At 69.0% G+C, this 25,957-nt stretch carries 27 protein-coding genes; 19 read left to right on the forward strand and 8 right to left on the reverse strand.

Annotated features, from left to right (window positions below):
• Positions 1-6 precede the first annotated feature (6 nt).
• Positions 7-576 carry a TetR/AcrR family transcriptional regulator gene (locus I7X18_RS10345; RefSeq protein WP_193047176.1) on the reverse strand — a complete coding sequence of 190 codons (570 nt, stop codon included), beginning with the start codon at positions 574-576 and terminating at the stop codon, positions 7-9.
• A 154-nt stretch (positions 577-730) separates the two neighbouring features.
• Between I7X18_RS10345 and I7X18_RS10350 the strand changes: the two genes are divergently transcribed.
• Positions 731-1,750 carry an NAD(P)-dependent alcohol dehydrogenase gene (locus I7X18_RS10350; protein ID WP_193047177.1) on the forward strand — a complete coding sequence of 340 codons (1,020 nt, stop codon included), beginning with the start codon at positions 731-733 and terminating at the stop codon, positions 1,748-1,750.
• A gap of 81 nt (positions 1,751-1,831) precedes the next feature.
• Here the strand turns inward: I7X18_RS10350 and I7X18_RS10355 are convergent, their stop codons facing one another.
• Genes I7X18_RS10355 through I7X18_RS10370 form a run of 4 tightly spaced genes read right to left on the reverse strand, consistent with a single transcriptional unit; the run spans position 1,832 to position 7,426 of the window.
• Positions 1,832-3,073, reverse strand: coding sequence for an NAD(P)/FAD-dependent oxidoreductase (locus I7X18_RS10355; RefSeq protein WP_193047178.1), 1,242 nt, complete (start codon positions 3,071-3,073; stop codon positions 1,832-1,834).
• Positions 3,070-4,482 carry an NAD(P)/FAD-dependent oxidoreductase gene (locus tag I7X18_RS10360; protein WP_193047179.1) on the reverse strand — a complete coding sequence of 471 codons (1,413 nt, stop codon included), beginning with the start codon at positions 4,480-4,482 and terminating at the stop codon, positions 3,070-3,072. The genes I7X18_RS10355 and I7X18_RS10360 overlap by 4 nt, the downstream gene beginning before the upstream one ends.
• Complete coding sequence (locus I7X18_RS10365; RefSeq protein WP_193047180.1) at positions 4,479-5,927, reverse strand: FGGY family carbohydrate kinase; 1,449 nt, start codon at positions 5,925-5,927, stop codon at positions 4,479-4,481. Before I7X18_RS10365 ends, I7X18_RS10360 begins: the two co-directional genes overlap by 4 nt.
• Positions 5,927-7,426 carry an amino acid permease gene (locus I7X18_RS10370; RefSeq protein ID WP_193047181.1) on the reverse strand — a complete coding sequence of 500 codons (1,500 nt, stop codon included), beginning with the start codon at positions 7,424-7,426 and terminating at the stop codon, positions 5,927-5,929. Before I7X18_RS10370 ends, I7X18_RS10365 begins: the two co-directional genes overlap by 1 nt.
• A 139-nt stretch (positions 7,427-7,565) precedes the next feature.
• Between I7X18_RS10370 and I7X18_RS10375 the strand changes: the two genes are divergently transcribed.
• The 6 genes from I7X18_RS10375 to I7X18_RS10400 are packed head-to-tail and all read left to right on the forward strand — an operon-like array spanning position 7,566 to position 11,708.
• Entirely contained in the window at positions 7,566-8,324 is a 759-nt protein-coding gene (locus I7X18_RS10375) for a GntR family transcriptional regulator (protein WP_193047182.1), read from the forward strand.
• Between the two features lie 46 nt (positions 8,325-8,370).
• Entirely contained in the window at positions 8,371-9,015 is a 645-nt protein-coding gene (nadD, locus tag I7X18_RS10380; RefSeq protein WP_193047183.1) for a nicotinate-nucleotide adenylyltransferase, read from the forward strand.
• Between the two features lie 8 nt (positions 9,016-9,023).
• Entirely contained in the window at positions 9,024-9,458 is a 435-nt protein-coding gene (gene rsfS, locus I7X18_RS10385; RefSeq protein ID WP_193047184.1) for a ribosome silencing factor, read from the forward strand.
• Positions 9,455-10,132 (forward strand): glucosyl-3-phosphoglycerate phosphatase, encoded by a 678-nt coding sequence (gpgP, locus tag I7X18_RS10390; RefSeq protein WP_193047185.1) that lies wholly within the window; start codon positions 9,455-9,457, stop codon positions 10,130-10,132. Before rsfS ends, gpgP begins: the two co-directional genes overlap by 4 nt.
• Positions 10,119-10,868, forward strand: a complete 750-nt coding sequence (gene octT / locus I7X18_RS10395) for a diglucosylglycerate octanoyltransferase (protein WP_193047186.1) — start codon at positions 10,119-10,121, stop codon at positions 10,866-10,868. The genes gpgP and octT overlap by 14 nt, the downstream gene beginning before the upstream one ends.
• A gap of 3 nt (positions 10,869-10,871) precedes the next feature.
• On the forward strand, positions 10,872-11,708 hold the full coding sequence (locus I7X18_RS10400) for a DegV family protein (RefSeq protein ID WP_193047187.1): 837 nt from the start codon (positions 10,872-10,874) through the stop codon (positions 11,706-11,708).
• Between the two features lie 81 nt (positions 11,709-11,789).
• Here the strand turns inward: I7X18_RS10400 and I7X18_RS10405 are convergent, their stop codons facing one another.
• A complete protein-coding gene (locus I7X18_RS10405; protein ID WP_193047188.1) occupies positions 11,790-12,839 on the reverse strand; it encodes an NAD(P)H-dependent amine dehydrogenase family protein in 1,050 nt (349 codons plus the stop codon).
• Positions 12,840-12,889: 50 nt separating this feature from the next.
• On the opposite strand from I7X18_RS10405, the gene I7X18_RS10410 reads away from it, so the two are divergent.
• The 4 genes from I7X18_RS10410 (at position 12,890) to holA (ending at position 16,713) form a co-directional block, all read left to right on the forward strand.
• A complete protein-coding gene (locus I7X18_RS10410; RefSeq protein WP_193047189.1) occupies positions 12,890-13,294 on the forward strand; it encodes a RidA family protein in 405 nt (134 codons plus the stop codon).
• A 93-nt stretch (positions 13,295-13,387) separates the two neighbouring features.
• Entirely contained in the window at positions 13,388-14,197 is an 810-nt protein-coding gene (locus I7X18_RS10415; protein WP_193047190.1) for a ComEA family DNA-binding protein, read from the forward strand.
• The gene (locus I7X18_RS10420; protein WP_193047191.1) at positions 14,194-15,738 is read left to right on the forward strand and encodes a ComEC/Rec2 family competence protein; all 1,545 of its coding nucleotides are present in this window, start codon (positions 14,194-14,196) and stop codon (positions 15,736-15,738) included. The genes I7X18_RS10415 and I7X18_RS10420 overlap by 4 nt, the downstream gene beginning before the upstream one ends.
• 12 nt (positions 15,739-15,750) lie before the next feature.
• Entirely contained in the window at positions 15,751-16,713 is a 963-nt protein-coding gene (gene holA, locus I7X18_RS10425; protein ID WP_193047192.1) for a DNA polymerase III subunit delta, read from the forward strand.
• Positions 16,714-16,726: 13 nt separating this feature from the next.
• Here the strand turns inward: holA and rpsT are convergent, their stop codons facing one another.
• The gene (gene rpsT, locus I7X18_RS10430) at positions 16,727-16,987 is read right to left on the reverse strand and encodes a 30S ribosomal protein S20 (RefSeq protein ID WP_193047193.1); all 261 of its coding nucleotides are present in this window, start codon (positions 16,985-16,987) and stop codon (positions 16,727-16,729) included.
• A gap of 259 nt (positions 16,988-17,246) precedes the next feature.
• On the opposite strand from rpsT, the gene I7X18_RS10435 reads away from it, so the two are divergent.
• The 5 genes from I7X18_RS10435 to I7X18_RS10455 all read left to right on the forward strand — a co-directional run bounded on the left by I7X18_RS10435 (position 17,247) and on the right by I7X18_RS10455 (position 21,823).
• Positions 17,247-18,800, forward strand: coding sequence for a circularly permuted type 2 ATP-grasp protein (locus I7X18_RS10435; RefSeq protein ID WP_404822834.1), 1,554 nt, complete (start codon positions 17,247-17,249; stop codon positions 18,798-18,800).
• A gap of 15 nt (positions 18,801-18,815) precedes the next feature.
• Complete coding sequence (locus I7X18_RS10440) at positions 18,816-19,790, forward strand: alpha-E domain-containing protein (protein ID WP_193047194.1); 975 nt, start codon at positions 18,816-18,818, stop codon at positions 19,788-19,790.
• A gap of 34 nt (positions 19,791-19,824) precedes the next feature.
• Complete coding sequence (locus I7X18_RS10445) at positions 19,825-20,664, forward strand: transglutaminase family protein (RefSeq protein ID WP_193047195.1); 840 nt, start codon at positions 19,825-19,827, stop codon at positions 20,662-20,664.
• 79 nt (positions 20,665-20,743) lie between these two features.
• Positions 20,744-21,172 carry a CBS domain-containing protein gene (locus tag I7X18_RS10450; protein WP_193047293.1) on the forward strand — a complete coding sequence of 143 codons (429 nt, stop codon included), beginning with the start codon at positions 20,744-20,746 and terminating at the stop codon, positions 21,170-21,172.
• A 36-nt stretch (positions 21,173-21,208) separates the two neighbouring features.
• On the forward strand, positions 21,209-21,823 hold the full coding sequence (locus I7X18_RS10455) for a GNAT family N-acetyltransferase (RefSeq protein ID WP_193047196.1): 615 nt from the start codon (positions 21,209-21,211) through the stop codon (positions 21,821-21,823).
• Between the two features lie 72 nt (positions 21,824-21,895).
• On the opposite strand, the gene I7X18_RS10460 is transcribed toward I7X18_RS10455, so the two are convergent.
• Complete coding sequence (locus I7X18_RS10460; protein WP_226863893.1) at positions 21,896-22,513, reverse strand: type II toxin-antitoxin system PemK/MazF family toxin; 618 nt, start codon at positions 22,511-22,513, stop codon at positions 21,896-21,898.
• Between the two features lie 107 nt (positions 22,514-22,620).
• Between I7X18_RS10460 and lepA the strand changes: the two genes are divergently transcribed.
• From lepA to I7X18_RS10475, 3 genes are read left to right on the forward strand one after another with little or no spacing between them, the layout of a single operon-like run.
• On the forward strand, positions 22,621-24,468 hold the full coding sequence (gene lepA, locus I7X18_RS10465; RefSeq protein ID WP_193047294.1) for a translation elongation factor 4: 1,848 nt from the start codon (positions 22,621-22,623) through the stop codon (positions 24,466-24,468).
• A gap of 43 nt (positions 24,469-24,511) precedes the next feature.
• Complete coding sequence (locus I7X18_RS10470; RefSeq protein ID WP_193047198.1) at positions 24,512-25,243, forward strand: sensor domain-containing protein; 732 nt, start codon at positions 24,512-24,514, stop codon at positions 25,241-25,243.
• Between the two features lie 14 nt (positions 25,244-25,257).
• The gene (locus tag I7X18_RS10475; RefSeq protein WP_193047199.1) at positions 25,258-25,953 is read left to right on the forward strand and encodes a sensor domain-containing protein; all 696 of its coding nucleotides are present in this window, start codon (positions 25,258-25,260) and stop codon (positions 25,951-25,953) included.
• Positions 25,954-25,957: the final 4 nt, after the last annotated feature.

The following is a 25,957-nucleotide window of genomic DNA, read 5'->3' on the forward strand; positions in this document are numbered from 1 at the left end:
ACTTCGTCAGGCGGACACCGCGTTACCCACCATCTCGATGAGTGCGCGTCTCCGTCGGGCAGTGTCTTCGGCGGGATCGCTACGGGTTGCCGTGTAGGACAGGCTCGCGGGCGACCACGCCAACGCCATGGCCATGATCATCGTCAACACGTCGTGAGGGTCCAACCGCGGGTTGACGAGGTTGTTGGCTTGAGCCTCCGCGATCGAACGCACTTTCTTCTCGGTATCCGCTCGCAGTTCCACGGCGAACTCGCCGGCCTGCACCCGTTCCAGCCGCGCCCATGTCGAAAGGCGCACGATGTCGGGACTGTCGAGACAGGTATCGAAAAGGCTTGCAGCATAACCGGGTAGGTCCTCAGGGGTGAACGGCACCGCATTCATGATCGTCTGGGCGAGCTCACCGAATACCTGATCGAAGAGCCCGTCCTTGTTGCCGAAGTAGGCGTAGAGCCGGGCTTTGTTCGCCTTCGCGTTCGCCGAAATGCGGTCGACGCGGGCACCGGCGATCCCGTAGGCCGCGAATTCGGCCGCCGCCGCGTCGAGTATGCGGCGTCGCGTGTCCGGACCGTCCCTCATGCGATCACTGTAACTAACTGGTTTGTTTGACACATCACCTGTGCGGGGGTTAACGTCAGGGTGTAGAAAAACTAACTAGTTAGTTTGGCGTTCATGTTGGCGCCGAGGTCGGTCCGATCCACATGCCGGCCACTCACCTTCTGGAAGGAAACCCATGCGTGTCAATGCTTTTGCGGCAACCAGTGCCGGCGCCGAACTCGCCCCGTACCAGTACGAGGCCGGCGAGCTCGGCCCACTCGAAGTCGATGTCGACGTCACCCACTGCGGGATCTGTCACAGCGATCTGGTGATGATCGACAACGACTGGGGCTACGCGAACTTCCCGTTGGTCGCCGGCCACGAGGCCGCGGGCGTGGTGTCGGCCGTCGGGACGATGGTCGACCCCGAACGGCTCGCGGTCGGCCAACGTGTAGTGGTCGGCGCCATCGCGGGTTCGTGCATGAGCTGCGAGTTCTGCCTCACCGGTCGTCAGCAGCTTTGTCTCAGTAGGGACGACACGGTGCTGCGCGGCGACCGCGGTGGCTTTGCCTCCTCGGTGCGAGCCAGCGACTGGCGCTTCGCCTACCCGCTCCCCGAGGCCATCGAACTGCAGGACGCCGGCCCGCTGCTCTGCGCAGGCGTCACGGTGTTCGCGCCGTTCCTCAGGCACGGCGTCAAGCCCACCGATCACGTCGGCATCGTCGGCATCGGGGGACTCGGTCACCTGGCGATCCAGTTCGCCAGGGCCTGGGGTTGCGAGGTCACCGCGATCTCCTCCTCATCCGGCAAGCGGGACCAGGCCGTGGGACTGGGTGCCGACCACTTCATCGGAACCCGTGGCACCGACGAATTAGACCGGGCAGCAGGCACATTCGACTTCATCCTGAGCACCGTTTCCGGCGACATCCCCTGGGATGACTATCTGGCCGCCTTGAAGCCGCAGGGGACACTGTGCGTGGTCGGCATGCCGGAGAGCGCGATCCAGATCGGTCCGCTGTCGCTTCTGGTCTCGGAGAAGACGATCTCCGGAGGGGTCCCGGCGTCGCGTCAGGAGACCATGCAGATGCTCGAGTTCGCCGCTCGCACGGGCGTGCGGCCGTTGGTCGAGACCTTCCCCATGGGCGACATCAACCGGGCGATCGAGCGGGTGCGATCAGGTGACGTGCGTTTCCGGGCCGTCGTGGCAGCACAGTAACTTTCTTCTCGCGAGCAGACACAGAATCGCGTGATTCGTTGCCGGAAAGGGCGATTCTATGTCTGCTCGCGCGGGGAGAGATCAGGCGAACGACACCGTCACGTCGCCGCCGTTCGGATCCGCCCGCGCCACCAGGGACCACGGTGCGCGGAAGACCCGTCCCGGCGCCGCCGGCCACGGCGTGCGTGCCGTCGCCAGCATGCGCCCGTCCTGCACCGCCCGCAGCTTCGGCAGTCGGCGGTACTCCTCGACCCAGAACAGTAGATCGCCACGCGACGCGGTGCCGCCGTTGGGGGTGATGAGCTGCGGGGCGACCCACGTGAACGGCCCGTCGGTGCGGATGCGCACACCGGTCTCCGGGGCCTGGTGGCGTTGCAGCCAGCCCCGCACCGCGGCAGCGACGTGCCGGCCGTCGAGTGCGGCGCCGTCGGCGGTGTCGACGGGGTGGAGCAGGTTTCCCACCGCGAATACCCCTGGCGCACTGGTGCGTAACGCGGCGTCGACGACGGGCCCACGGGTACCGGCGTCCATCGTCAGACCTGCGGTGCGCGCCAGTTCGTGGTCGGGAATCCAGTCGCCGGTGAACACGACGGTGTCGCACTCGACGGTGGTGCGCTCACCGGTGCCGAGGTGCTCCACCACCGCGCTTCGGACCCGGTCCTTGCCGTGGATGCTCACCAGTCGGCTGCGTGTGAGCACCGGCCCCTCTGTCAATGTGCGGCCCGGAATGCGGAACGCCGCATACGATTCCGAACGCGGGTGGCTCGTGATCATCGCGACCGTGGCGCAGCCCGCCTCGCGCAGCGTGAGCACCGCCGACCAGCTGACCAGTTCGGCGCCGACGATCAGGGCGCGCGCGCCGACCTGCGCACGGTGCAGGTGCACCAGGTTCTGCAGTTGCCCGGTGGTGTACACCCCGTCGGGTCGGTCACCCGGAATCAGCCGGGCCGGCCGGGGGCGTTCGCGTGCACCGGTGGCGAGTACCACCGCGTCGGCCGACACCGTCCGAACGCCGCGCGGTGAGGTCACCTGCAGCAGGCGCTCACCACCCCACCCCGTCACCATCGCCTCGGTCTCGAGCATGGCGCCGGCGTCGAGCGCTTTCACGGTCAGTCGCCGCGCGTAGGCGGGCCCGGACATGAACCGGTGGAGGTCGCGCATCCCGTAGCCGGGATGGTCACTGTGCCGGGGGATTCCGCCGAGCTCCGCTTCCCGTTCGAGGACCAGGACGTCGACGTCGGGGGCGAGGGCCGCCGCAGCGGTGAGCCCAGACGGGCCGCCGCCGATGATCGCCACCGCGACCTTCTGAGTCGGCACCGTCATTGCACTGCGCCCACGTCGTAGGTGTCCTCGACGCCGTGCGACTCCAGCAGTGCGCGAGTGTGCGCACCGCAGTAGAACCCCTGGCAGCGCCCGTTCATCACCCGCGTCCGCCGTCGCAGCCCGTCGAGATCGGCGGGCGGAATCGTCGAGGAGAACGCGTCACGGATCTCACCGGCGGTGACGCGCTCGCAGAAGCACACGATGCGCCCGTAGGCGGCGTCCGCGGCGATGCGGCCGGCATCCTCGAAGGGACGTACCCCGACCTCGCCGATGTTGGGCATCAGCGGCGGGTCGGGTAGGTCGGCGCGGGCGGTGACGTCGAGATCGGTGTCGGCGAGCAGGCCCATCACGTGCTCGGCGATCGCCATGCCCGACGTCAGACCGGTCGAGCGGATACCACCGACCAGCACATAGCGCGCAGCGTCGTCGACGTCGATCAGGTAGTCCTCGGAGTCGATGGCCGCGCGCAGACCCGCATAGCTGGCGGTGACCTCCTCCTCGAACAGCGTGGGCATCAACGCGCGCCCCTTGGACAGCAGGAAGTCGAACCCCTCCTCGCTGGTGTCGGTGGCGGTGCGGTCGGTCAGGTTCTCCGATGTCGGTCCGACCATCACGTTGCCGTAGATGGTGGGGCTGACGAGCACGCCCTTACCTCGCGACGACGGCACCGCGAGCACGATGAGCGGCACCATCGGCCGGGTCAGCTTGTCGAACACGAGGAGTTCCCCGCGGCGCGGTGTGACCGTGAAGCGGTGATGGCCGAACGCGGCATCGAGGTGATCGGCGCCCAGGCCCGCGGCGTTGATGATCCAGCGGCCGCGGATGTCACCGGCGGTCGTGCGAAGCGTGGTGTGGCCGTCGCCCGATTCCGCCTGCAGGACACGCGCATTCCGGACCAGCCGCGCGCCCCGCTGCACGGCGTCGGTGGCCAGCGCGAGGTTGGTGGTCCAGGTGCAGATGAGTGCCTCGCCGGGCACGGACAACCCCGCCAGCGCTCCCGGTCCGAGGTCGGGCACCAGCCGATACACGGTTGCGGCGTCGACGATCTCGCATGCGGTGTAGCCGTTGCGCACGGCCTTGTCCTGAAGACCCGGTAACGCGTCGCGCTCTTCGTCGGTCCACGCGACCAGCAACGCACCGGTGCGCTCGACGGGAATGCCCACCTGCTCGGCGTAGGCGCCGAGCAGGTCGTATCCGCGGGCCACCAGCCTCGACTCCAAGGTGCCGGGTTTGGCGTCGAAGCCGGTGTGCAGCAACGCCGTATTCGCCTTGCTGGTGCCGTCGCCGACATCGCCGCGTGCTTCCAGCAGCGTCACCGACGACGTGGTGCCGGCCAGGGCGCGCGCGATCGCGCTGCCCACGATGCCCGCACCGACCACGACGACGTCGCTGACGTCGGGGGTACTCATGACGTTTCTCCTCGGTTCCGAAGGGTCGATTCCGCCGTGCGCCGCCAGCGGCTCATATGGTCGGTAGCTCGCTCGGCGGGCCATTGGGGGTGGTAGGTGTGGACGGGGGTCCACGGGCCGACGGCTTCGGCGGGCGTGAGCGCGGGGTCCATCGCCATGCGCGCACACGCGGCGGCGCCCAGTGCGGTGGCGTGCAGGGACGGATACACGTCGACCGGGATCTGCGCGAGATCGGCCTGGGCCTGCATCAGCACCGTCGAGCGGGTGAGTCCGCCGTCGACCCGCAACCGGGTCAGTGGCCGGCCGAGATCGGTGGCGACCAGGTCGGCCAGCGCGGTGACCTGGGCGGCGATGCCGTCGAGCAGTGCCCGCACCAGATGTCCGCGCCCGCTGGACAGCGTCATCCCGGTGAACGACGCCGTCGCACCCGAATCCCACCACGGCGCAGCCAGACCCGCCAGCGCGGGGACGCACAGCACGCCGTTGCTCGAGTCGGCGGCCACGGTGTCGAGTTGGTCGGCGGCGGGCACCAGTCCGAGATCGACTGCCCACCGCACGGCCGACGCCGCGGTGTACACCTGACCGTCGGCGCAGTACGACGTCTGCCCGCGCAACCGCCATGCCACCGACGTCGTCAGGCCCGATGACGACAGCGCCGGGGTGGCGCCGAGTTGAGCAAGCAGGAACGCCCCGGTGCCGTAGGTGCATTTGGCGGCGCCCGGTTCGAGGCAGCTCTCGGCGAGCAGTGCGGCCTGCTGGTCGACGATCAGCCCGGCGACCGGGATTGTCGGTCCGAAAACATCTGTCTCGCCGACGATTTCGTCGCAGTCGACGATCGTGGGCAGCGTCTCGCCGGCGAGCCCGAACAGCTCGAGCAGCTCACCGTCCCACGACGGCGAGTCCAGCGCGGTCAGCAGTGAGCGGCTGGCGGTGGACGCGTCGGTGACGAAGGCGCCGCACAATCGGTGCACCAGCCACGTGTCGGTGGTGGTGACCACGCCGGCACCCGTCAGATTCTTCCGCAGCCACGCCATCTTGGGCGCCGAGAAGTACGGGTCGAGCACCAGACCCGTGCGCTGGGCGACGCGCTCGGCCGAGTCGGCCAGCGGTGCGCACACCGACTCGGCCCGACGGTCCTGCCACACGATCGCCGGGGTGAGCGGTCGGCCGGTGTGGCGGTCCCAGGCCAGGACCGTCTCCCCCTGATTGGCGAGTGCAACCCCGTCGACACTGACTCCCGCCTGCGCCAACGCTTCTCGGCCCGCCTCGACCACAGAATCCCACAGGGCCTCCGGGTCTTGCTCGACGGCGCCGCCCGCGAGGTACTGCGGTCGCAACGCGACCTCGGCGACCGAGCGGACATGACCGGACCCGTCGGCGCCGTAATCGACGACGATGGCTTTCGTCCCCGACGTGCCCTGATCGATGGCGAGCAGATGTGTCATCAGTCGTTCGCGGCCTCACGGTCGAGTTCGGCGTCGATCGAGTGCATATCGGGCATCGACAAACCGTGGCGGCCGCGGGTCGCCAGCAGATAGCCGAGGTAGAGAGCACCGATCACGACCATGACGATGACGTACGACCACGCCTCGGAGAAACTGGAATCGCGGAACAGCGCCAGTTCGAAGACCAGCCACACCACCGACACCACGACGATCGGGATCTCCCAGGCGCCGAGGTCGAACTTGCCGTTGGCAGGCAGTGACTTCCGCTTGACCAGGTACAGCACAACGGTTGAGGCGTACATCACCGCGGGCAGCAGCGTCGCGGCGCCGAAGAGGGTGAACAGCGCGGTCTCGGAGCGGGAGAACACCGCCAGGATGAGTTGGGCGACGACGAAATAGAGCACCGCGGCCTTGAAGGGGGTGTGGAACCGAGACGAGATCTGGTCCCACTGCTGCCAGCCGGGGAAGCGCTTGTCGCGCGACATCGCCCAGGTGACCCGCACGCCGGTGATCATGATGACCAGACCGCACGCGAAGATCGCCAGCACCACCATCAGCAGCAGCAGCGTCGCGACAACCGAACCCAACGTGGACTCGATGACGTCGGCGATAGGGGTGCCGGATTCGGCGAGGGCCACCGGATCGCCCGCCGCCAGCGTCACCGCGACGAGGAACAGGAAGCCCAGCACACCGGAGGCGAGGACGGCCTGGCACATCGCGCGGGGCACGACCCGCTCGGGGTCGTGGGTCTCCTCGGCCAGGTTGGCGGCCGATTCGAAGCCCACGATCGTGAAGGCGCCGAGCAGGAATCCGAGCATCCAGGGCCCGGCCGACGTCCAGTCGCCGAAGCTCCAGAAGCCCTCGGGCGGGACAGCGCCGCGGCTGAACAGGTTGCCGAAGTCCATGTCTCCGCGGATCGCGGCGACCACGAGCAGCAGCACGGTCAGCGCGACCATCCCGATCAGTTCCAGGGTGACGAAGCTGTTGTTGACCCGCTCCGCCCAGGGTGTGGAGAACGCCACCAGCAGGAACTGCGCCAACAGCACGAGCGCGGTCACCAGCCAGGCGATCGTCGACGTCCCCTCGTAGTTCAGCAGCACGGGCAGGATCGTCGAGGCGATCGTGTAGTCGACGGCGACGACCACGATGGCCAGGAACGTGAACGAGATCCAGCCGATGATCCAGCCCAGCACGGGGTTCGCCAGCCGTGACATCCACTGGTAGTGGTATCCGGTCACCGGGATGCGCGAGGCCAGCGCGCCCAGCACGAACGCGACCGCCAATTGTCCGACGACCGCGATGGGCCACGTCCAGATGCCGATCGGCCCCGATGAGTTCAGCACCGCGCCGTAGGTGGTGAAGATGCCGGTCGCGATGGAGACGAACGCGAACGCCACCGCGAACGACGCGAACTTCCCGGTGCGCCGCTCCAGGGATTGCGAATATCCGAACTGCGCGAGGTCGGCGGCGTCCCGGCCGGCGGGAACAGGACCGGGCATAGTTCCTCCAGTGGTATAGACCATGTGGTTGAACCGTAGTATGAATCTGAGCCGCATCATCGTCAACCCGGTTACCGAGGCGTTCACCCCGGAGCATGGCCTAGACCACGTGGTTATCGCTTCGGACTACGCTGCACACATGCCGGCCGCCGCGAGGAAGAGATCGCCGCCGGGCGGGGGCGACCCGCCGCGCTACCTGGCGATCGCGGCGGTGGTACGGGACAGAATCGTCACTGACCAGCTCGGACCGCACACGCTGCTGCCGTCGGAACGCGAACTCGCCGACCAGCACGGCGTCAGCCGGATGACCGCCCGTCAGGCGTTGTCGCTGCTGGAGAGCGAAGGAGTGGTCTACCGCAGACCACCCCGCGGCACATTCGTCGCCGAACCGCGGGTGCGGTTCCACATCGGCAGCTTCTCCGAGGAGGTGTCGCGGCTCGGACGCCGGCCCGCCGCCCGCCTGCTTTGGGCCGAGAAGCAGCAGCCGACACCGGCCGTGCGACTGGCGCTCGGGCTCGCCGACGGGGCAGCGGTGCACGTGTTCCACCGGTTGCGCAGCGTCGACGACGCGCCCGTCGCACTCGAAACCACTTTCCTGCCGGCCGACCTGACGCCGGGCATCCTCGACGCACCCGAAGAGGGTTCGCTGTGGGCGGTGCTGCGCGACCGGTACGGAGTGCGGCTGGCCCGGTCGACCGCGGTGCTCGAGTCGATCGTGCTCGACGACGCATCCAGCTCCGCGCTTGCCGTACGCGCCGGATCGGCAGGCACCCTGCTGACCCGCCGCACCGAGGACGAGGCCGGGCGCTGCGTGGAGTTCGCGCGCGACGTCTACCGCGCCGACCGCGCGGCGTTCGAGGTCTCCGAGGTGCTCACGGCCGACCGCGCACCGGTCTGAGGGCAGCTCGGCTGCCGTAAGCTCGCTGTTCGTGCAGTCTGGTCCGATGAGCCGCTCGCGCGAAGAGCGGCGCCCGCGGAGGCTGGGCGTGATGGGCGGGACGTTCGACCCCATTCACAACGGACACCTGGTCGCCGCCAGCGAGGTGGCCGACCTGTTCGAACTCGACGAGGTCGTGTTCGTGCCGACCGGACAGCCCTGGCAGAAGGACGACCGCCAGGTCACCGCCCCGGAGGACCGGTACCTGATGACGGTCATCGCCACGGCCTCCAACCCCCGGTTCTCCGTGAGCCGGGTGGACATCGACCGGGGCGGCCCGACCTACACCAAGGACACGCTGCGCGATCTGCACGAGCAGAACCCCGACGCCGACCTGTACTTCATCACCGGAGCCGATGCTCTCGGGTCGATCCTGTCGTGGCAGAACTGGCAGGAGATGTTCTCCATCGCGCGGTTCGTCGGGGTCAGCCGACCCGGCTACGCGCTGGACGGCAGTCACATCTCGGCCGCCCTTCGGGAACTTCCCGTCGACGCGCTCTCGTTGGTCGAGGTGCCCGCGTTGGCGATCTCGTCGAGCGACTGCCGTAAGCGTGCCGGTGAGGCACGCCCCATCTGGTACCTGGTGCCCGACGGAGTGGTGCAGTACGTCACCAAGCGCAGGCTCTATCTCCCCGAACCGCTCGAAAGCTGAGGACCCACATGACCGCCACCGATGAAGCCATCCAGATGGCGACCATCGCCGCCCGCGCGGCGTCGTCGAAACTCGCCGACGACGTCGTCGTCATAGACGTCTCCGGCCAACTCGTGATCACCGACTGCTTCGTCATCGCCTCGGCGAGCAACGAACGCCAGGTGAACGCGATCGTCGACGAGGTCGAGGAGAAACTGCGGCTGGCCGGTTACAAGCCGGCGCGCCGGGAGGGCACCCGCGAGGGACGGTGGACGCTGCTCGACTACGTCGACATCGTCGTCCACATCCAGCACCAGGACGAGCGCAACTTCTACGCACTCGACCGGCTGTGGCGGGACTGCCCGCTGGTTCCGGTCGATCTGGAGGCCGATGAGCCGCTCGCGCGAAGAGAATCAGACAGCGATGAGCCGCTTGCGCGAGGTGAGGCGGGCGACGAATCGTGAGGGTGCGCCGGCTGGTGCTGTTGCGGCACGGCCAGACCGACTTCAACGCCGGCCGGCGGATGCAGGGCCAACTCGACACCGAACTGTCCGAACTCGGGCGCGAACAGGCGGTCGTCGCTGCCGAGGCGCTCGCCAAGCGCCAGCCCCTGCTGATCGTGTCCTCGGATCTGCGCCGCGCCCTGGACACCGCCCTCGCGCTCGGCGAGCGCGCCGGGTTGCCGGTGTCGGTGGACCCGCGGCTGCGGGAAACCCATCTGGGCGACTGGCAGGGGATGACCCACCTGGAGGTCGACGCCGCCGCGCCGGGTGCGCGGCTGGCCTGGCGGGACGACGCCCGGTGGGCGCCGCACGGCGGGGAGAGCCGCGTCGACGTGGCGGCCCGCAGTCGGCCACTGGTCGCCGAATTGGTTGCTGGACAACCGGAGTGGGGATCAGATACCGACGGAAACGCCGACCGTCCCGTGGTGCTCGTCGCACACGGCGGGCTCATCGCGGCGCTGACCGCGGACCTGCTGGGGCTGCCGGTGGACAACTGGCCGGTGTTGGGCGGGATGGGCAACGCCAGTTGGGTACAGCTGTCGGGGCATTCGCCGCACGACGCCGGCCTCGACGACATTCGTTGGCGGCTGGATGTGTGGAACGCCTCGGCGCAGGTAGGCCATGACGTCCTCTGAGCCTGTCCCCGGCCGCCGAACGCTGCTGGTCTTCGCCGATTCGCTGGCCTACTATGGCCCGGGCGGCGGACTGCCGTCGGACGATCCGCGGATCTGGCCCAATCTCGTTGCCGACCAGCTGGGTTGGGATCTCGACCTCATCGGCCGCATCGGCTGGACATGCCGCGACGTGTGGTGGGCGGCGACGCAGGATCCGCGGGCGTGGGCGGCGCTGCCCCGCGCCGGTGCAGTCGTCTTCGCCACCGGCGGCATGGACTCGCTTCCCTCGCCGCTGCCCACCGCACTGCGCGAGTCGATCCGCTACGTGCGGCCGCCGTGGTTGCGCAGGTGGGTGCGCGAGGGCTACGGCTGGGTCCAACCGCGGCTGTCACCCGTCGCGCGGCCCGCGCTGCCGCCGCACCTGAGCGCCGAGTACCTCGAGATGACTCGCGGCGCCATCGACTTCAATCGCCCCGGCATCCCGATCGTGGCGTCACTGCCGTCGGTGCACGTGGCCGAGAGCTACGGGAAGGCCCATCGCGGCCGGGCCGGTACGGTGCGGGCGATCACCGAATGGGCAGGCCGACACGATGTTCCGCTGGTGGACCTCAAAGCCGCCGTGGCCGAGGAGGTCCTGAGCGGGCGGGGCAACCCCGACGGGATCCACTGGAATTTCGAGGCGCATCAGGCGGTTGCCGGGCTGATGCTCAAGGCGCTTGCCGAAGCCGGTGTCGCACAGAGCATTTCGGGTAGCTGATCCATGCCGGTGGTGGTGGTGACCGATGCCTCGTCGCGGTTGTCCGCAGATGAGCTGACCCGCTGGAACATCCGACAGGTTCCGCTGCATGTGCTGGTCGACGAGCACGATCTGCGCGACGGGGTGGACGTCGTGCCCAACGACATCCACGAGCGGGCCCACGTGACGACGTCGGGGGCGACGCCGGGTGAGCTCGGCAAGGCCTACCGGCGGGCACTGGACGACAGCGGGGGTGACGGCGTGGTCGCGGTGCATCTCTCAGCGGCGTTGTCGAGCACTTTCAGCTCGGCGGTGATTGCGGCCCGCGAGTTCGGACCGCTTGTGCGCGTGGTCAACTCGCGTTCGGCGGCGATGGGGGTCGGCTTCGTCGCACTGGCGGCGGCGCGGTGTGCGGCCGACGGCGGTGACCTCGACACCGTCGAGGCCGCGGCGCGGTCGGCGGTACCGCGCGGGTCGGCGTTCATCGTGGTGCACCGGCTCGACAACCTGCGGCGCAGCGGACGGATCGGCGCGACCGCCTCGTGGCTGGGGACCGCGCTGTCGCTGAAACCGCTGCTGCGCGTGGACGTCGACGGCAGGCTGGTGCTCGCCCAGCGCATCCGCACCGCGTCCAAGGCGCACGCCGCGCTCGTCGACCAGGTGGCGGAGTTCGTCGGGGATCGCCGCGCCACCGTCGTCGTTCACCACGTCGACAACCACGACGCGGCGGACGCGGTCGGCGCGGCGCTGACCGAACGGCTGCCGCAGATCGAGACGCTCACGGTCACCGACATGGGCGCCGTGCTGGCGATACACGTCGGCGCACAGGCCGTGGGAGTGTGTGTGAGCCTGTCGAACTGACGTGTGCCCCGCCGACGCTACGGTTGTTGACGGATTTCACGCGATACGCGTCAACAACCGTAGGGCGAGGGCGAGGGCGAGCTAGCCGATGCGACCGGTGACCGGTGGCAGATCCTTGAGTGTCACGATGCCCGCAGGCGCGGCGACCACGGCCGGGACCGCGTTGGTCACCGGCATGGCGGTGTAGATCATCCCGAGGCCCATGAAACCCGGTTCGGTCCAGTCCCGCGGCGGAAGACAGTGCAGCACCGTTCGCATATTGGGGATCCCGAACACCTGGATGACGTGACCGTGCTCGAGCGGTTTCGGCGGGGTGACGTGATCGCCCATGGTCCAGTTGAACCCGACGCTGACGACATTGCGCTCTCCGACCCAGCCGCGGTGGTAGCCGTAGACCCCCGCGACGGTGCCCGCCGGGATCTGCATGAACCCCAGGTCGGTATGGCCAGTGGCGGTGGTGAATTCGACGTCGAAGGTCATGCGGTCGAGCGTGGCGCCGATCGCATCGGCCATCATCGCCGCGGATTCGGCGAACACCTCGCTCTCCCGGCGGACACTTTCGGCCAACCCCGGCGTCCCGGGGTCCTGCGAGAATCCCATCGCAGTCTGCGTACCTGCCGATTCGTAGGTCGAGCAGTCCACCGACTCGGTGATGCGGATCTCGTCGACGCGCTCGCAGGCGCCGGACAGGACCATGCCCACCATATTCGTCATACCGGGATGTGCACCGCTGCCGAAGATCGTGGAATTGCCTTTCTCGCAAGCTTTCCGGATGCGGTCGAGATCCTCGGTGGACTGCTTGCCCCCGGTGATCCACGCCGCGCTGGAGCACACGTTGATCCCGGCCTCGAGCAGTCGGGTCAATTCGTCGATGTCGGGCCACAGCGGGTTGTAACAGCAGGCGTCGGGCCGCAGCGCCACCAGGGCCTCTATGTCGTCGGTGGCGGTGACACCGGTCGGCTCCGGCAACCCCGCGAGCTCGGCGGCGTCCACCCCGACCTTGGCGGCGCCGTGGGCGTAGACGCCCACCAGCTCCATGTCGTCGCGGCCGATGATGGCGTGCAGTGACCGCTTGCCGATGTTGCCGGTGGTCCACTGGATCACGCGCAGGGGCGTGGTCGCTGTCGTCATGGGCGAGCCTCCTCGTCGAGCCTGCGGTTCGCTCCTAGACACTAGGGGTGATGACGATCCGATCTTTCACTTTCACACCGGCCGACGGCGTACCTCCCGCGGTGGCCCCCTTCGCCCACGCCACGGCCGCAGCGCAGACGCTGTACGTCACCGGCCAGATGCCGACCGACCACAGCGGCAATGTCGTCGGCACGGCCATCGAGGAGCAGACCGATCAGGTGATGCGGAATCTGCTGCAGGTCACCGAACTGTGCGGTGGCGGCCTGGACGACGTGGTCTCGGTCCGGGCGTACCTGCTCGACTGGGCGGAGTACGCGGCATTCAACGCCGCCTACGCCGCGTGGTTCCCCGACCGCCTGCCGTCGCGCACGTGTGTCGGGGTCACCGGTCTCGCGGTCGGCGCCCGGGTCGAGATCGACTGGACGTGCTGGCGCGCCGACGGCTGGGGGAACTGAAGGTTCTCCACAGCGCGGCGCCTGTCCACAACCACACCCGCTGCGGCGCGGATCCCGGCTGACCCGACGGACGGCGTCCCTACCGTCGGGCGCATGCGGACCGAAGAGCCGGCCGAGCGGCTGCAGCGTCGACTCGGCGCCGAGGAGGAGCCCGACCACGACGAGGCGCGGCCCGACACCGCCCTGTCCCGGTGGCTGCCCGATACGGCGACACAGGAGAGGCCCGGCTGGGTGGCGGCGGTGCGCGCCGACCCCGGACGCGCCGGCGTCGTCGGGCTGGCCGTCGTGGGCGTCGTCGCCGTGCTGGTCACCGTGTTCACCCTGTGGCGCGACGATCCGCCACCGGTGGTGGCAGCGAAACTGCCTGCGGTCGAGATGGTGTCGTCGGCGTCGCCCAAGCCGGGTCCACCCGCGGCAGACCAGCCGGTGGTGGTCAGCGTCGTCGGGCTGGTGCACCGGCCAGGCCTGGTGACGCTGCCCCCGGGCGCCCGGATCGCCGACGCGCTGGAGGCCGCCGGGGGAGCGGTCGACGGCGCCGACCTCATCGGGCTGAACATGGCGCGCCGGCTGACCGACGGTGAACAGATCATCGTCGGCATCGCCGCCGCCCCCGGCCAGCCGACCACCATGGGCAGTTCGACGACCGGCGCCCAAGACGGTGGCGCCGCACCACCCGGCACCGCGCCCGACAGCCCAGGCGGCGGACCGGGGGAGCCGGTGAACCTCAACACCGCGACCGTCGAACAGCTCGACACGCTGCCGGGCGTCGGTCCCGTCACCGCGGCGGCGATCGTCGCCTGGCGGGATGCCAACGGTGCGTTCGGCAGCGTCGACCAACTCGGCGAGGTCGACGGCATCGGCCCGGCACGGCTGGCCAAACTGCGTGAGCTGGTTCATGTGTGAGCGACGAGGCGGCGCCGCTCGACCTGAGGCTGGTGCCTGCGGCCTCGACCGGTTGGGCGGTGACCGCGGCAGGCATCCACTGGCACACCGCCGCCGCGATTCTGGTGCTGCTCGGAGGGGTCGCAGTGACGGCGGCGGCAGCGGTGTGCGGTGGTGGCGGCAGGACGGTCACCGCGGCGGTGCGCTCGGCGGCCGCGGGCATCACGGCCGTCGCCGTCCTGGGCGGGGCGTTCGCCCTCGCAGTGAGTGTGCGGGTCGACCAGGTTCAGAACCACCCGATCGTCGCGCGTTACGGCACCACGGCGGTCGTGACGGTCACTCCCGGCGACAGCCCGCGACCACTGGGCGGCGCCCGGCTGATGTTCCGGGCCGTCGTGCACGACGTGGACGGCCGGCCCATGTCGGGGCGCGTCGTCGTCTTCGCGTCCATGAAGGGCTTCTCGGAGGTGAGCGCGGGCCGCCCGGCTGCGTTTCGCGCGCGGATCAGCAGGCCGACGCGGCGTGACCTCAGCGTGGCCGTGCTGTCGGCGACGGGCGACGCCACCGTGGGGGAGGCCGCACCCGTGCATCGGGTGGCCCAGCACATCCGCACCGAATTCGCCGGCGCCGCACGCGGTGTGCTGCCGTCAGAGCAGGCCGCGATGCTGCCCGCACTGGTGCTCGGCGACACCGCGGCGGTGCCCGCCGACACCATCGCGGACTTTCGCGCAGCTGGACTGACCCACTTGACCGCGGTGTCGGGCGCGAACGTGACCATCGTGTGCGGCGCGGTGCTGCTCAGTGCGGCGGTGCTCGGCCCGCGGGCAGCGGTGGCGCTGGCCGCTGCGGCGCTGATCGCTTTCGTCGTGGTCGTGCAACCGTCCGCCAGCGTGCTGCGTGCCGCGGTGATGGGCGGTATCACCCTGGTCGCGATGGTCACCCACCGCCGCAGGCAGGCCATCCCCGCGCTGGCGGCCAGCGTGCTGCTGCTCCTGATCGCCGCGCCCGAACTGGCCGTCGACGCCGGCTTCGCGCTCTCGGTGGCGGCGACGGCGGGTCTCGTGGTGATCGCGCCCGTGTGGTCGCGACGGCTGAGCGCGCGGGGCTGGCCCAAGCTGCTCGCCGACACCGTGAGTATCGCGATGGCGGCGCAACTGGTGACCGCGCCCCTGGTGGCGGGTATCTCCGGCAGCGTCAGCCTCGTGTCCGTACTCGCCAATGTGATTGTCGCCCCGGTCATTCCGCCCATCACGGTGATCGGCACCGCGGCCGCGGCGCTGTGCCCGCTGTGGCCGGCAGGTGCGGGGCTGCTGATCCGCTTCACCGGACCGCAGCTGTGGTGGCTGCTCCGCGTGGCCGAATGGGCGGCGGCCGTGCCCGGCGCCTCCGTGCCGGTGCCGTCCGGCTGGGCCGGGGTGGGGACGGTCGCGGTGTGCGCCGTCGCAGTCGTGGTGTCCTGGCGATGGCGATGGGTGCGGGTCGCCGCAGGCGGTGGGATGCTCTGTCTTTTGGCGTGGGCGTTGTCCGGCCACGCCGCGCTCGGCGGTGTCGGGGGCGCGTGACACCATCGTCGGGTGAGCGGACAGGTCGCAGCCCTACATCTGGTTCTGGGGGACGAGGAACTGCTCGTCGAGCGCGCGGTGGCGACTGTGCTGAAAAGCGCGCGCAAGCTCGCCGGCACCGACGACGTCCCGGTCAACCGGCTGCGCGCCGGTGAGGTGAGCACCAGCGAACTGGCCGAACTGCTCAGCCCGTCGCTGTTCTCCGACGAGCGGGTGGTGGTGCTCGAAGCGGCCGCCGAGGCGGGTAAAGACGCGGTCTCGCTGATCGCCACCGCGGCCGCCGACCTGCCGCCGGGCACGATGCTCGTCGTGGTGCACTCGGGCGGGGGCCGCGCCAAGGCGCTGGCCGATCAGCTCAAGAAGCTCCACGCCGAAGTGCACCCCTGCGCCAAGATCGTCAAGGCCGCCGACCGGGCGGATTTCGTGCGCAAGGAATTCCGCGCGCACAAGGTGAAGGTCACCGACGACACCGTCACGGCGGTACTCGACGCGGTCGGCTCCGACATCCGCGAACTGGCCGCAGCGTGCTCGCAGCTGGTCGCCGACACCGCGGGAGAGGTCAGCGCGGCGGCCGTGCGCCGGTATCACTCCGGCAAGGCTGAGGTGAAGGGGTTCGACATCGCCGACAAGGCGGTGACCGGCGATGTCGCCGGGGCCGCCGAAGCGCTGCGCTGGGCGATGCTGAGCGGTGAGCCGCAGGTGGTGCTGGCCGACGCGCTGGCCGAAGCGGTGCACACCATCGCACGGGTGGGGCCGCTGTCGGGTGATCCCTACCGGTTGGCCGGCGAGCTGGGAATGCCGCCGTGGCGGGTGCAGAAGGCACAGAAACAGGCGCGGCGGTGGTCGCGGGCGTCGGTCGCCGAGGCGATGCGGCTGGTCGCGGCACTCAATGCCGACGTCAAGGGCGCAGCCGCCGATGGCGACTACGCCCTGGAGTCAGCGGTCCGCAAAGTCGCCGAACTGGTCGCCGACTAGCGAAGGGACGTGCTCAGAGCTTGTTGAGCGCGACCGTGAGCGCCGACTTCTTGTTGGCGGCCTGGTTCTTGTGGATGACGCCCGCGCTGGCTGCCTTGTCCAGCTTGCGGGTGGTCACAGCGAGCAGCTCGGCGGCCTTGTCCTTGTCGCCGGAATCCAGCGCCTCACGGAACCCGCGCACGGCGGTGCGCAGCGCGGACTTCACCGACTGGTTGCGCAGACGGCGACGCTCGTTGGTACGGATGCGCTTTTCCTGCGACTTGATGTTGGCCACGTTTAGAGCTGTCCTTCGTCAATCTCGGTGGATGATGCGGAGTCTTCGGCCGCGCCGAACCGGCGGGCAGCGACTGTTCAGGTTACCAGCGCGCCACCGGATCGACCAAAGTGAGCCCCGCTAACCTGCCGGAAGGACACGCGTGGGGCAAAGTGTACGCGTGAGCCTGCGCACCCTGCCGCCCGAATCCGCCCGATCCTCCCGCGCCAACGGTGCGCGCAGCAAACGACACGAGGGGATCTTCGCCGGTTACAACAAGATGGGCGGCTACGACCGGGCCTTCGACGAGATGTTCGACAGCCAGGGCAACGTGCGCGGCCCGTATAAGGGCATCCACAACGCAATGGCCCCTTCGGACGCCTCCGATCTGCACGCCCGCACCGACGCGCTCGATCGCGCGCTCATCAACCAGGGCATCACGTTCTCGCTGTCCGGCCAGGAGCGGCCGCTGCCGCTCGACCTGGTACCCCGGGTCATCTCTGCCGCCGAGTGGACGCGGCTGGAGCGGGGCATCTCCCAGCGCGTGCGGGCGATGGAGGCCTACCTCGACGACATCTACGGTGAGCAGCACATCCTTCGTGACGGCGTCATCCCGCGCCGGCTGGTCACGTCCTGCGAGCACTTCCATCGCGAGGCCGTCGGGATCAGGCCGCCCAACGGCGTGCGCATCCACGTAGCCGGCATCGACCTGATCCGCGACGACCAGGGCAACTTCCGTGTCCTCGAGGACAACCTGCGGTCCCCGTCCGGGGTGTCGTACGTGATGGAGAATCGCCGCACGATGGCGCGGGTGTTCCCCAACCTGTTCGCCACCCACCGGGTGCGGGCGGTCGGCGACTATGCGTCGCACCTGTTGCGGGCGCTGCGCAACGCGGCCGCGTCCAACGAGGCCGATCCGACGGTGGTGGTCCTGACGCCGGGGGTCTACAACTCGGCCTACTTCGAGCATTCGCTGCTGGCGCGGCAGATGGGCGTGGAACTGGTCGAAGGCCGTGACCTGTTCTGCCGCGACAACACCGTGTACATGCGCACCACCGGCGGTGAGCGGCAGGTCGACGTCATCTACCGCCGCATCGACGACGCGTACCTCGACCCCATGCAGTTCCGCCCCGATTCGGTGCTCGGGGTGGCCGGACTGCTCAACGCCGCCAGGGCAGGCAACGTCGTGATCTCCAGCGCGGTCGGCAACGGCGTCGGCGACGACAAGCTCGTCTACACCTACGTGCCGACGATCATCGAGTACTACCTCGGCGAGAAACCGCTGCTCGCGAACGTCGACACCTTCCGCTGCTGGCTCGACGAGGAGCGCGAAGAGGTGCTCGACCGCGTCACTGAGCTGGTCATCAAACCCGTCGAAGGCTCCGGCGGCTACGGCATCGTCTTCGGACCCGACGCCTCGGAGAAGGAACTCAACACCATCTGCAAGAAGATCCGCAACGATCCCCGCGGCTGGGTCGCCCAGCCGGTGGTCCAGCTGTCGACCGTGCCGACGCAGATCGGCGACAAGTTGGCGCCCCGCCACGTCGACCTGCGGCCGTTCGCGGTCAACGACGGCGACGACGTGTGGGTGCTGCCCGGCGGGCTCACCCGCGTCGCGCTGCCGGAGGGTTCGCTGGTCGTCAACTCCAGCCAGGGCGGAGGGTCGAAGGACACCTGGGTGCTCGCATCGCGCACATCGGTCGCCGATCGGGAGCTCGCCGCCGCCGAGGTGGTGCGATCGCTACCCAAGCAGCCCAAGGCCACCAAGACGGAGAAGAATGCGGACACCCAGACAGCCGAACAGCTGCAGCAACAACAGCAGCAGCAACAGTGAGGCGGTGAGTCAGTGATGCTGGCACGCAACGCCGAATCCCTGTACTGGATCGGCCGCTACGTCGAGCGGGCCGATGACACCGCCCGCATCCTCGATGTCACGGTGCACCAACTGCTCGAGGACTCGAGCGTCGACCCCGACCAGGCGTCGCGGACGCTGCTGCGGGTACTCGGCATGGAGGCGCCCGACCATGCGCTCGACGTGTGGTCGCTCACCGACATCGTCGCGTTCACCCGCGACAGTGCGGGCGGCACCTCGATCATCGACGCGATTTCAGCGGCGCGTGAAAATGCCCGTGGCGCACGTGAAGTCACCTCGACCGAGATCTGGGAGTGCCTCAACACGACCTACAACGCGCTTCCCGAACGCGAACGCGCCGCAAAACGTCTGGGGCCGCATCAGTTCCTGTCGTACGTCGAGGGTCGCGCTGCGATGTTCGCCGGGCTGGCCGATACCACGCTCAGCCGCGACGACGGCTACCGATTCATGGTGCTGGGCCGCGCGATCGAACGCGTCGACATGACGGTGCGCCTGCTGCTCTCGCGGGTGGGGGACAGTGCGTCGTCGCCCGCGTGGGTCACGCTGCTGCGCTCGGCCGGCGCGCACGACACGTATCTGCGCACCTATCGCGGTGCGCTCGACGCCGGCCGCGTCGTCGAGTTCATGTTGCTCGACCGCCTGTTCCCGCGGTCGATCTTCTACTCGCTGCGGCTGGCCGAGCACAATCTCGACGAACTGCTCCACCGTCCGCACGACCGCCTGGGCGCCACCGCCGAAGCGCAGCGCCTGCTGGGCCGGGCGCGCAGCGAGTTGGAGTTCATGCATCCCGGTGTCCTGCTCGACACGCTCGAGCAGCGGCTGGCCGCGTTGCAGCAGATGTGCAGTGACCTCGGAGAAGCGTTGGCGCTGCAGTACTTCCACGCCGCACCATGGGTGGCGTGGACCGACGCCGGCCGCAATACGCTGGTCATCGAAGAAGGCGAGATCTAGCGCCGATGAGCGCTCGCGCGAAGAGGAGACACTGATGTGGCGGATGCGGGTGGTGCACGCGACGGGCTATGCCTACAAGTCGCCGGTCACCGCGTCGTTCAACGAGGCAAGGTTGACGCCCCGTTCGGACAATCGACAGAACGTGATCCTCAACCGGATCGAGACGGCACCGGCCACCCGGCAGTACCGCTATGTCGACTACTGGGGTACGGCCGTGACGGCGTTCGACCTGCATGCACCCCACCTGGAACTCGAGGTGACCGCTTCCTCGGTCGTCGAAACCGATGTCGGTGAGCACCCCGCGGAGACGGTGACGTGGGAGGATCTGCGGTCCGAGGCGGTCATCGACCGGTTCGACGAGGTACTCACCCCGACGGAGTACACGCCGCAGAGCAGGCGGATCGCGCGGGTGGGGGAGCGCATCGCCAAGTACCACGACCCGTACGAGGCAGTCACCGCGGCGGCCAACTGGGTGCACAGCGAACTCGACTACGTCACCGGGAAGACCGGGGTGTACTCGTCGGGGCTCGACGCGCTTCGTTCGGGTAAGGGCGTGTGCCAGGACTTCACACACCTGTCGCTGATCCTGTTGCGCAGCATGGGAATCCCCGCGCGTTACGTGTCGGGGTATCTGCACCCCAAGAGTAAGGCCAAGGTCGGCGACACCGTCGAAGGCGAGAGTCACGCGTGGATCCAGGCGTGGACGGGCGGCTGGTGGAACTACGACCCCACCAACGACGTCGACATCAACGAGCAGTACATCAGCGTCGGCGTGGGGCGCGACTACGCCGACATCTCACCGCTCAAGGGCATCTACTCCGGTGAGGGGTCCACCGACCTCGACGTGGTCGTGGAGATCACCCGCCTGGCCTAGTTTCCGGCGCATACCTATTCCGTCCACAGCGAATCCGTCCTAGCCTGGTGTGAGCCCGATCACAGAGGCGGAGGCGGCGATGCGGATAGCGGACGTGCTGCGCAGCAAGGGGTCGGCGGTGGCCACCATCACGGACACGACGACGGTCATCGGCCTGTTGGCCGAACTGGCCACCCACAACATCGGGGCCATGGTCGTCGTCGGCGCAGACGGCATGGTCGGCATGGTCTCCGAGCGCGATGTGGTGCGCGAACTCCATGTGCGCGGCGCCGATCTGCTGCGCCTGCCGGTGGCGGAGATCATGACCGCCGTGGTGGTGACGTGCACGCCCGACGACCCCGTCGACGACCTGTCAGCGCTGATGACGAACAACCGCGTGCGCCACGTGCCAGTACTCGACAACGGTCGGCTGGTCGGGATCGTGAGCATCGGCGACGTGGTCAAGACGCGGATGGAGCAGTTGCAGTCGGAACAGGAACACCTGCAGGCCTACATCACCGGCGGCTGACTCACCGGAGACAGGTGACTGTGCGATCGTGTCCGAATGGTTGCCGCAGCCGTGCGTCCCGGGCGTAGACCGGATGTCGGGCCCTTGGCCGAAGTGCTCGGCCGGGCCTTCCACGACGATCCGGTGATGACGTGGGTGCTGCCCGACGATGCGGCGCGCACCCGCGGTCTCCAGCGCATGTTCGCCACCATGGCCCGCCACCACTTCCTGCGCGGCGGCGGCGTGGAGGTGGCCGAGGCCGGCGACGGCGTCGGCGCGGCGGCCCTGTGGGATCCACCCGGTCGGTGGAAGCAGACGCGCCTCGAGGAGTGGCTGATGATGCCGGGTTTCGTCCGCGCCTTCGGCAGCCGCGTGGCGCACGGCCAGCAGGTGGCCGAGCTCATGAAGGAACACCACCCGGAAGAGCCGCACTGGTATCTGGCGATCATCGGCAGCGATCCGGCTGTGCGTGGAACCGGTTTCGGGCAGGCGCTCATGCGCTCGCGGCTCGACCGCTGTGACGCCGAGTACGCGCCGGCCTACCTCGAGTCCAGCAATCCCGACAACATTGCGTACTACGAGCGGTTCGGTTTCGAGGTCACCCGGGAATTGACGCTGCCCGACGGCGGCCCCACGCTGTGGCCCATGTGGCGGCAGCCGCGATCGTCATAGACCGCGAGCAGACGCAAAACTGCCCGAAATCGGCGGAAAATGAGCAGTTTTGCGTCTGCTCGCGAGAGGAAGTCAGCTCCAGGAGTATTCGGCCCGCAACCGGGCGGCGACGGCTTCGAACCGCTCGCGGTCGAGGATCGCGCCCTCACGGCGGATGCCTTCCTCGGGTACGTCGAGCACCCGGTCCAGCCGCACCCAGCTGACCCGGCCGTCGTAATCCCAGTTGCCCGCACCGATCGCGACCCAGTTCGGATCGTCGTGGTGATGATCCTGGCTGGACAGCATCAGACCGAGCAGCGTGCGGCGGTCCCGGCCGACGACGAGCACCGGGCGGTCCTTGCCGCGGGTCGGGTCGTCCTCGTAGACCACCCAGGTCCACACGATCTCCCCGGGGTCGGCCCGCCCGTCGAGATCGGGCGCGTAGACGATCTTGCGGGCCCGGTGCGCGGTGGGCACGCTGTTGTCCGTGACCGGGCGGCCCGTGGTGAGGGCGGGCGACGCCGTGCTGGCGGCGGCACCGGCCAGCGCCGACAGGCCCACACCAATCCCGATCTTCAACCCCTGCTGAAGGCCCTGCTGCACGGTGCGCGGCCGGTTCTCCGACTGCTGTAGCTGGCGGATCACCTTCGGTGCTTCCTGGAACACCAGCTTCTCCGCCAACCGCTGAAACGTCTTCCACTGCGACGCCATGTTTCCGAGCATAGGGGAGGACGGCCGGGCGCGATTGTGCCGCTCGGCACCACGCTCGATACCCTTGAGGTGCGCACCACGCGCCCCGTTGCGACGCTTACCAGGAGATTCCCATCAGCAGTTTCGCCGACAAGACCTTCACTGCGCCGGCGCAGATTCGGAACTTCTGCATCATCGCCCACATCGACCACGGCAAGTCGACGCTGGCCGACCGGATGCTGGGGATCACCGGTGTGGTCGCCGACCGCGACATGCGCGCGCAGTATCTCGACCGGATGGACATCGAGCGCGAACGCGGCATCACCATCAAGGCGCAGAACGTGCGGCTGCCCTGGACGGTCGGAGACGAGCAGTTCGTCCTGCACCTGATCGACACCCCCGGCCACGTCGACTTCACCTACGAGGTGTCCCGCGCGCTGGAAGCCTGCGAGGGCGCCGTGCTGCTGGTCGACGCCGCCCAGGGCATCGAGGCACAGACGCTGGCGAACCTGTACCTGGCGCTCGACCGTGGGCTGACCATCATCCCGGTGCTCAACAAGATCGATCTGCCCGCCGCCGACCCCGACCGCTACGCCGGCGAGATCGCCCACATCATCGGCTGTGAGCCCGACGACGTGCTGCGGGTCTCCGGCAAGACCGGCGTCGGCGTCCGCGAACTGCTCGACGAGGTGGTCCGTCTGGTCCCCGCCCCGGTGGGTGACGCCGACGCGCCCGCCAGGGCCATGATCTTCGACTCGGTCTACGACATCTACCGCGGCGTGGTCACCTACGTCCGCGTGGTGGACGGCACGCTCACCCCGCGCGAGAAGATCAAGATGATGTCCACCGGCACGACCCACGAGTTGCTGGAAGTCGGCATCGTCTCACCCGAACCGAAGGCCACGCAGGGGCTCGGCGTCGGCGAGGTGGGCTACCTGATCACCGGGGTGAAGGACGTCCGCCAGTCCAAGGTCGGCGACACCGTGACCTCCGCCCGCAACGGCGCCACCGAGGCGCTGACCGGGTACCGCGAACCCAAGCCGATGGTGTACTCCGGCCTGTATCCGGTCGACGGCTCCGACTACCCGAATCTGCGTGACGCCCTGGAACGGCTGCAGCTCAACGATGCGGCGCTCACCTGGGAGCCGGAGACGTCGGTGGCGCTGGGGTTCGGGTTTCGCTGCGGGTTCCTCGGGCTGCTGCACATGGAGATCACCCGCGAGCGCCTGGAACGCGAGTTCGACCTCGACCTCATCTCGACCGCGCCGAACGTGGTGTACCGGGTGGTCAAGGACGACGGCACCGAACTGGTCGTGACGAACCCCTCGGACTGGCAGGAGGGCAAGGTTCGGGCCGTGTTCGAGCCGATCGTCAAGGTGACCGTCATCGCGCCCAGTGAGTTCATCGGCACCATCATGGAGTTGTGCCAGCAGCGCCGCGGCGAACTGGGCGGCATGGACTACCTGTCACCCGAACGCGTCGAACTGCGGTACACGATGCCGCTCGGCGAGATCATCTTCGACTTCTTCGACTCGCTCAAGTCGCGCACCCGCGGATACGCCAGCCTCGATTACGAGGAGGCAGGCGAGCAGGAGGCCGATCTGGTCAAGGTGGACATCCTGCTGCAGGGCGAGGCCGTGGACGCGTTCAGTGCGATCGTGCACAAGGACTCGGCCGCCGCCTACGGCAACAAGATGACCACCAAGCTCAAGGAACTCATCCCGCGCCAGCAGTTCGAGGTACCCATCCAGGCGGCGATCGGCTCGAGGATCATCGCCCGCGAGAACATCCGGGCCATCCGCAAGGACGTGCTGTCGAAGTGCTACGGCGGTGACATCACCCGCAAGCGCAAACTCCTGGAGAAGCAGAAGGAGGGCAAGAAGCGGATGAAGACCATCGGACGGGTCGAGGTGCCGCAGGAGGCCTTCGTCGCCGCACTCTCCTCCGACGCGGCCAGCGACAAACCGAAGAAGTAGGCCGAACGGTCGCAGGCGCGGCGTCCGCGTGCTAGAGAAAAGCATGCGCGCACCACGCCTGGCGTCGATCCTGGCCGGCGGGTGTCTGCTCGCGGCAGGATGCACGGGCACGGTCGACGGTGTGGCGGTCGACCAGTCGCCGGCCGCCGTACCGGCGCCGGCGCGGGCGCTCGACACGGTGCTGCCGACGAACCAGGAGCTCTCCGCCGCCCTGGGCATCGCCCCGACCGGTCTGATGGGTCAGCTCGTCGAGGGCGGCGCCGACACCCTGCTGCGCGGCGTCGACCGGGCGCACGCGACGCCGGTGGAATGTGTCAGCACCACCTACCGGCTCCAACAGGTCGTCTACGGCGCCAGCTCGGTGCGGTCGGTGGCCAGCCGATCGTGGGCGGCAGGAAGTGTCGACGGTCCCGCGCTGAGCGGGTTCTTCGGCGTGGTGCAACTGGCCTCGGCCGATGATGCGGAGGCGTTCTTCTCCGCCGCGGCAGGAAACTGGCAGCAGTGTGACGGCCGCACGATGGTGCTGCGGCGTGGCGGGGCGGGCGCCAACGAACAGAGCCGCATCGCCGACGTGCGCGTCGGTGAGCACGTGGTGTCGGCGGTGGTCGTCCACGAGGCGGGGCAGGGCACCAGGATGCCGATTCAGCGGGCGCTGGGCGTGGCGGGTGACTCGATCGTCGACGTGGAGATCACCGACATCGCCGACGCGAGATCGGGGGGCGCCGGCGGTGCGGTCGACGTCGCGCAGATCATGCTCGACAAACTGACCGGCTGACGGCGGGCGGCGACATGCGGACGGGCCGGGTCGCGGCGGTCGCCTTGGCGGTGCTGGTGGCCGGATGCGCGAACACCGTGTCCGGCACGGCCGTTCGGCCGGCCACCATCGCTCCGGTCGACGTGCCGCTGCTGGACGAGTCGCACGTGGCCGAGGTACTGCTGCCCATCAGTGAGCTCAACGGCATCGTCGGCACCACGCGGTTGGCCGTCACCAGCGATCTCGAGGAGATGACCGACCACTCCGGCGACGTCTCCGACCCGGCGTGCCTCGGGGCGATCTACGGCGCCGAGGAACCCGTGTACGCCGACAGCGGGTGGACGATGGTGCGCGACCAGGTGGCGCGTGACCCCGGCGAGGACAACCAGCACTGGGTCGAGCAGACCGCGGTGCTCTATCCGTCGGAGACCGAGGCCCAGCGCTTCTTCGACACGTCCCGCACGATGTGGGAGGGCTGCGCGAGAGTTGACCTGACCGTCGACGACGGCGTCGTGCACTCGGTGTGGGACATGGCGTCGGTGATCGAAGACGGCCCCCTGCTGACGCAGATGTCGGTGCAGCGGGACGCCGACGGATGGGGCTGCCAGCACGCGCTGTCGGTGGTGTCGAACCTGACCGTCGAGGCGTGGGCGTGCGCGTTCACCCTCACCGACGAGGCGGCCACGATCGCGACCGAGATGGCGGCCAACGCCGCCGAGGCCGCGCGTTAGGCAC

This window comes from Mycolicibacterium baixiangningiae (assembly GCF_016313185.1).
Classification (GTDB): Bacteria; Actinomycetota; Actinomycetes; order Mycobacteriales; family Mycobacteriaceae; genus Mycobacterium; species Mycobacterium baixiangningiae.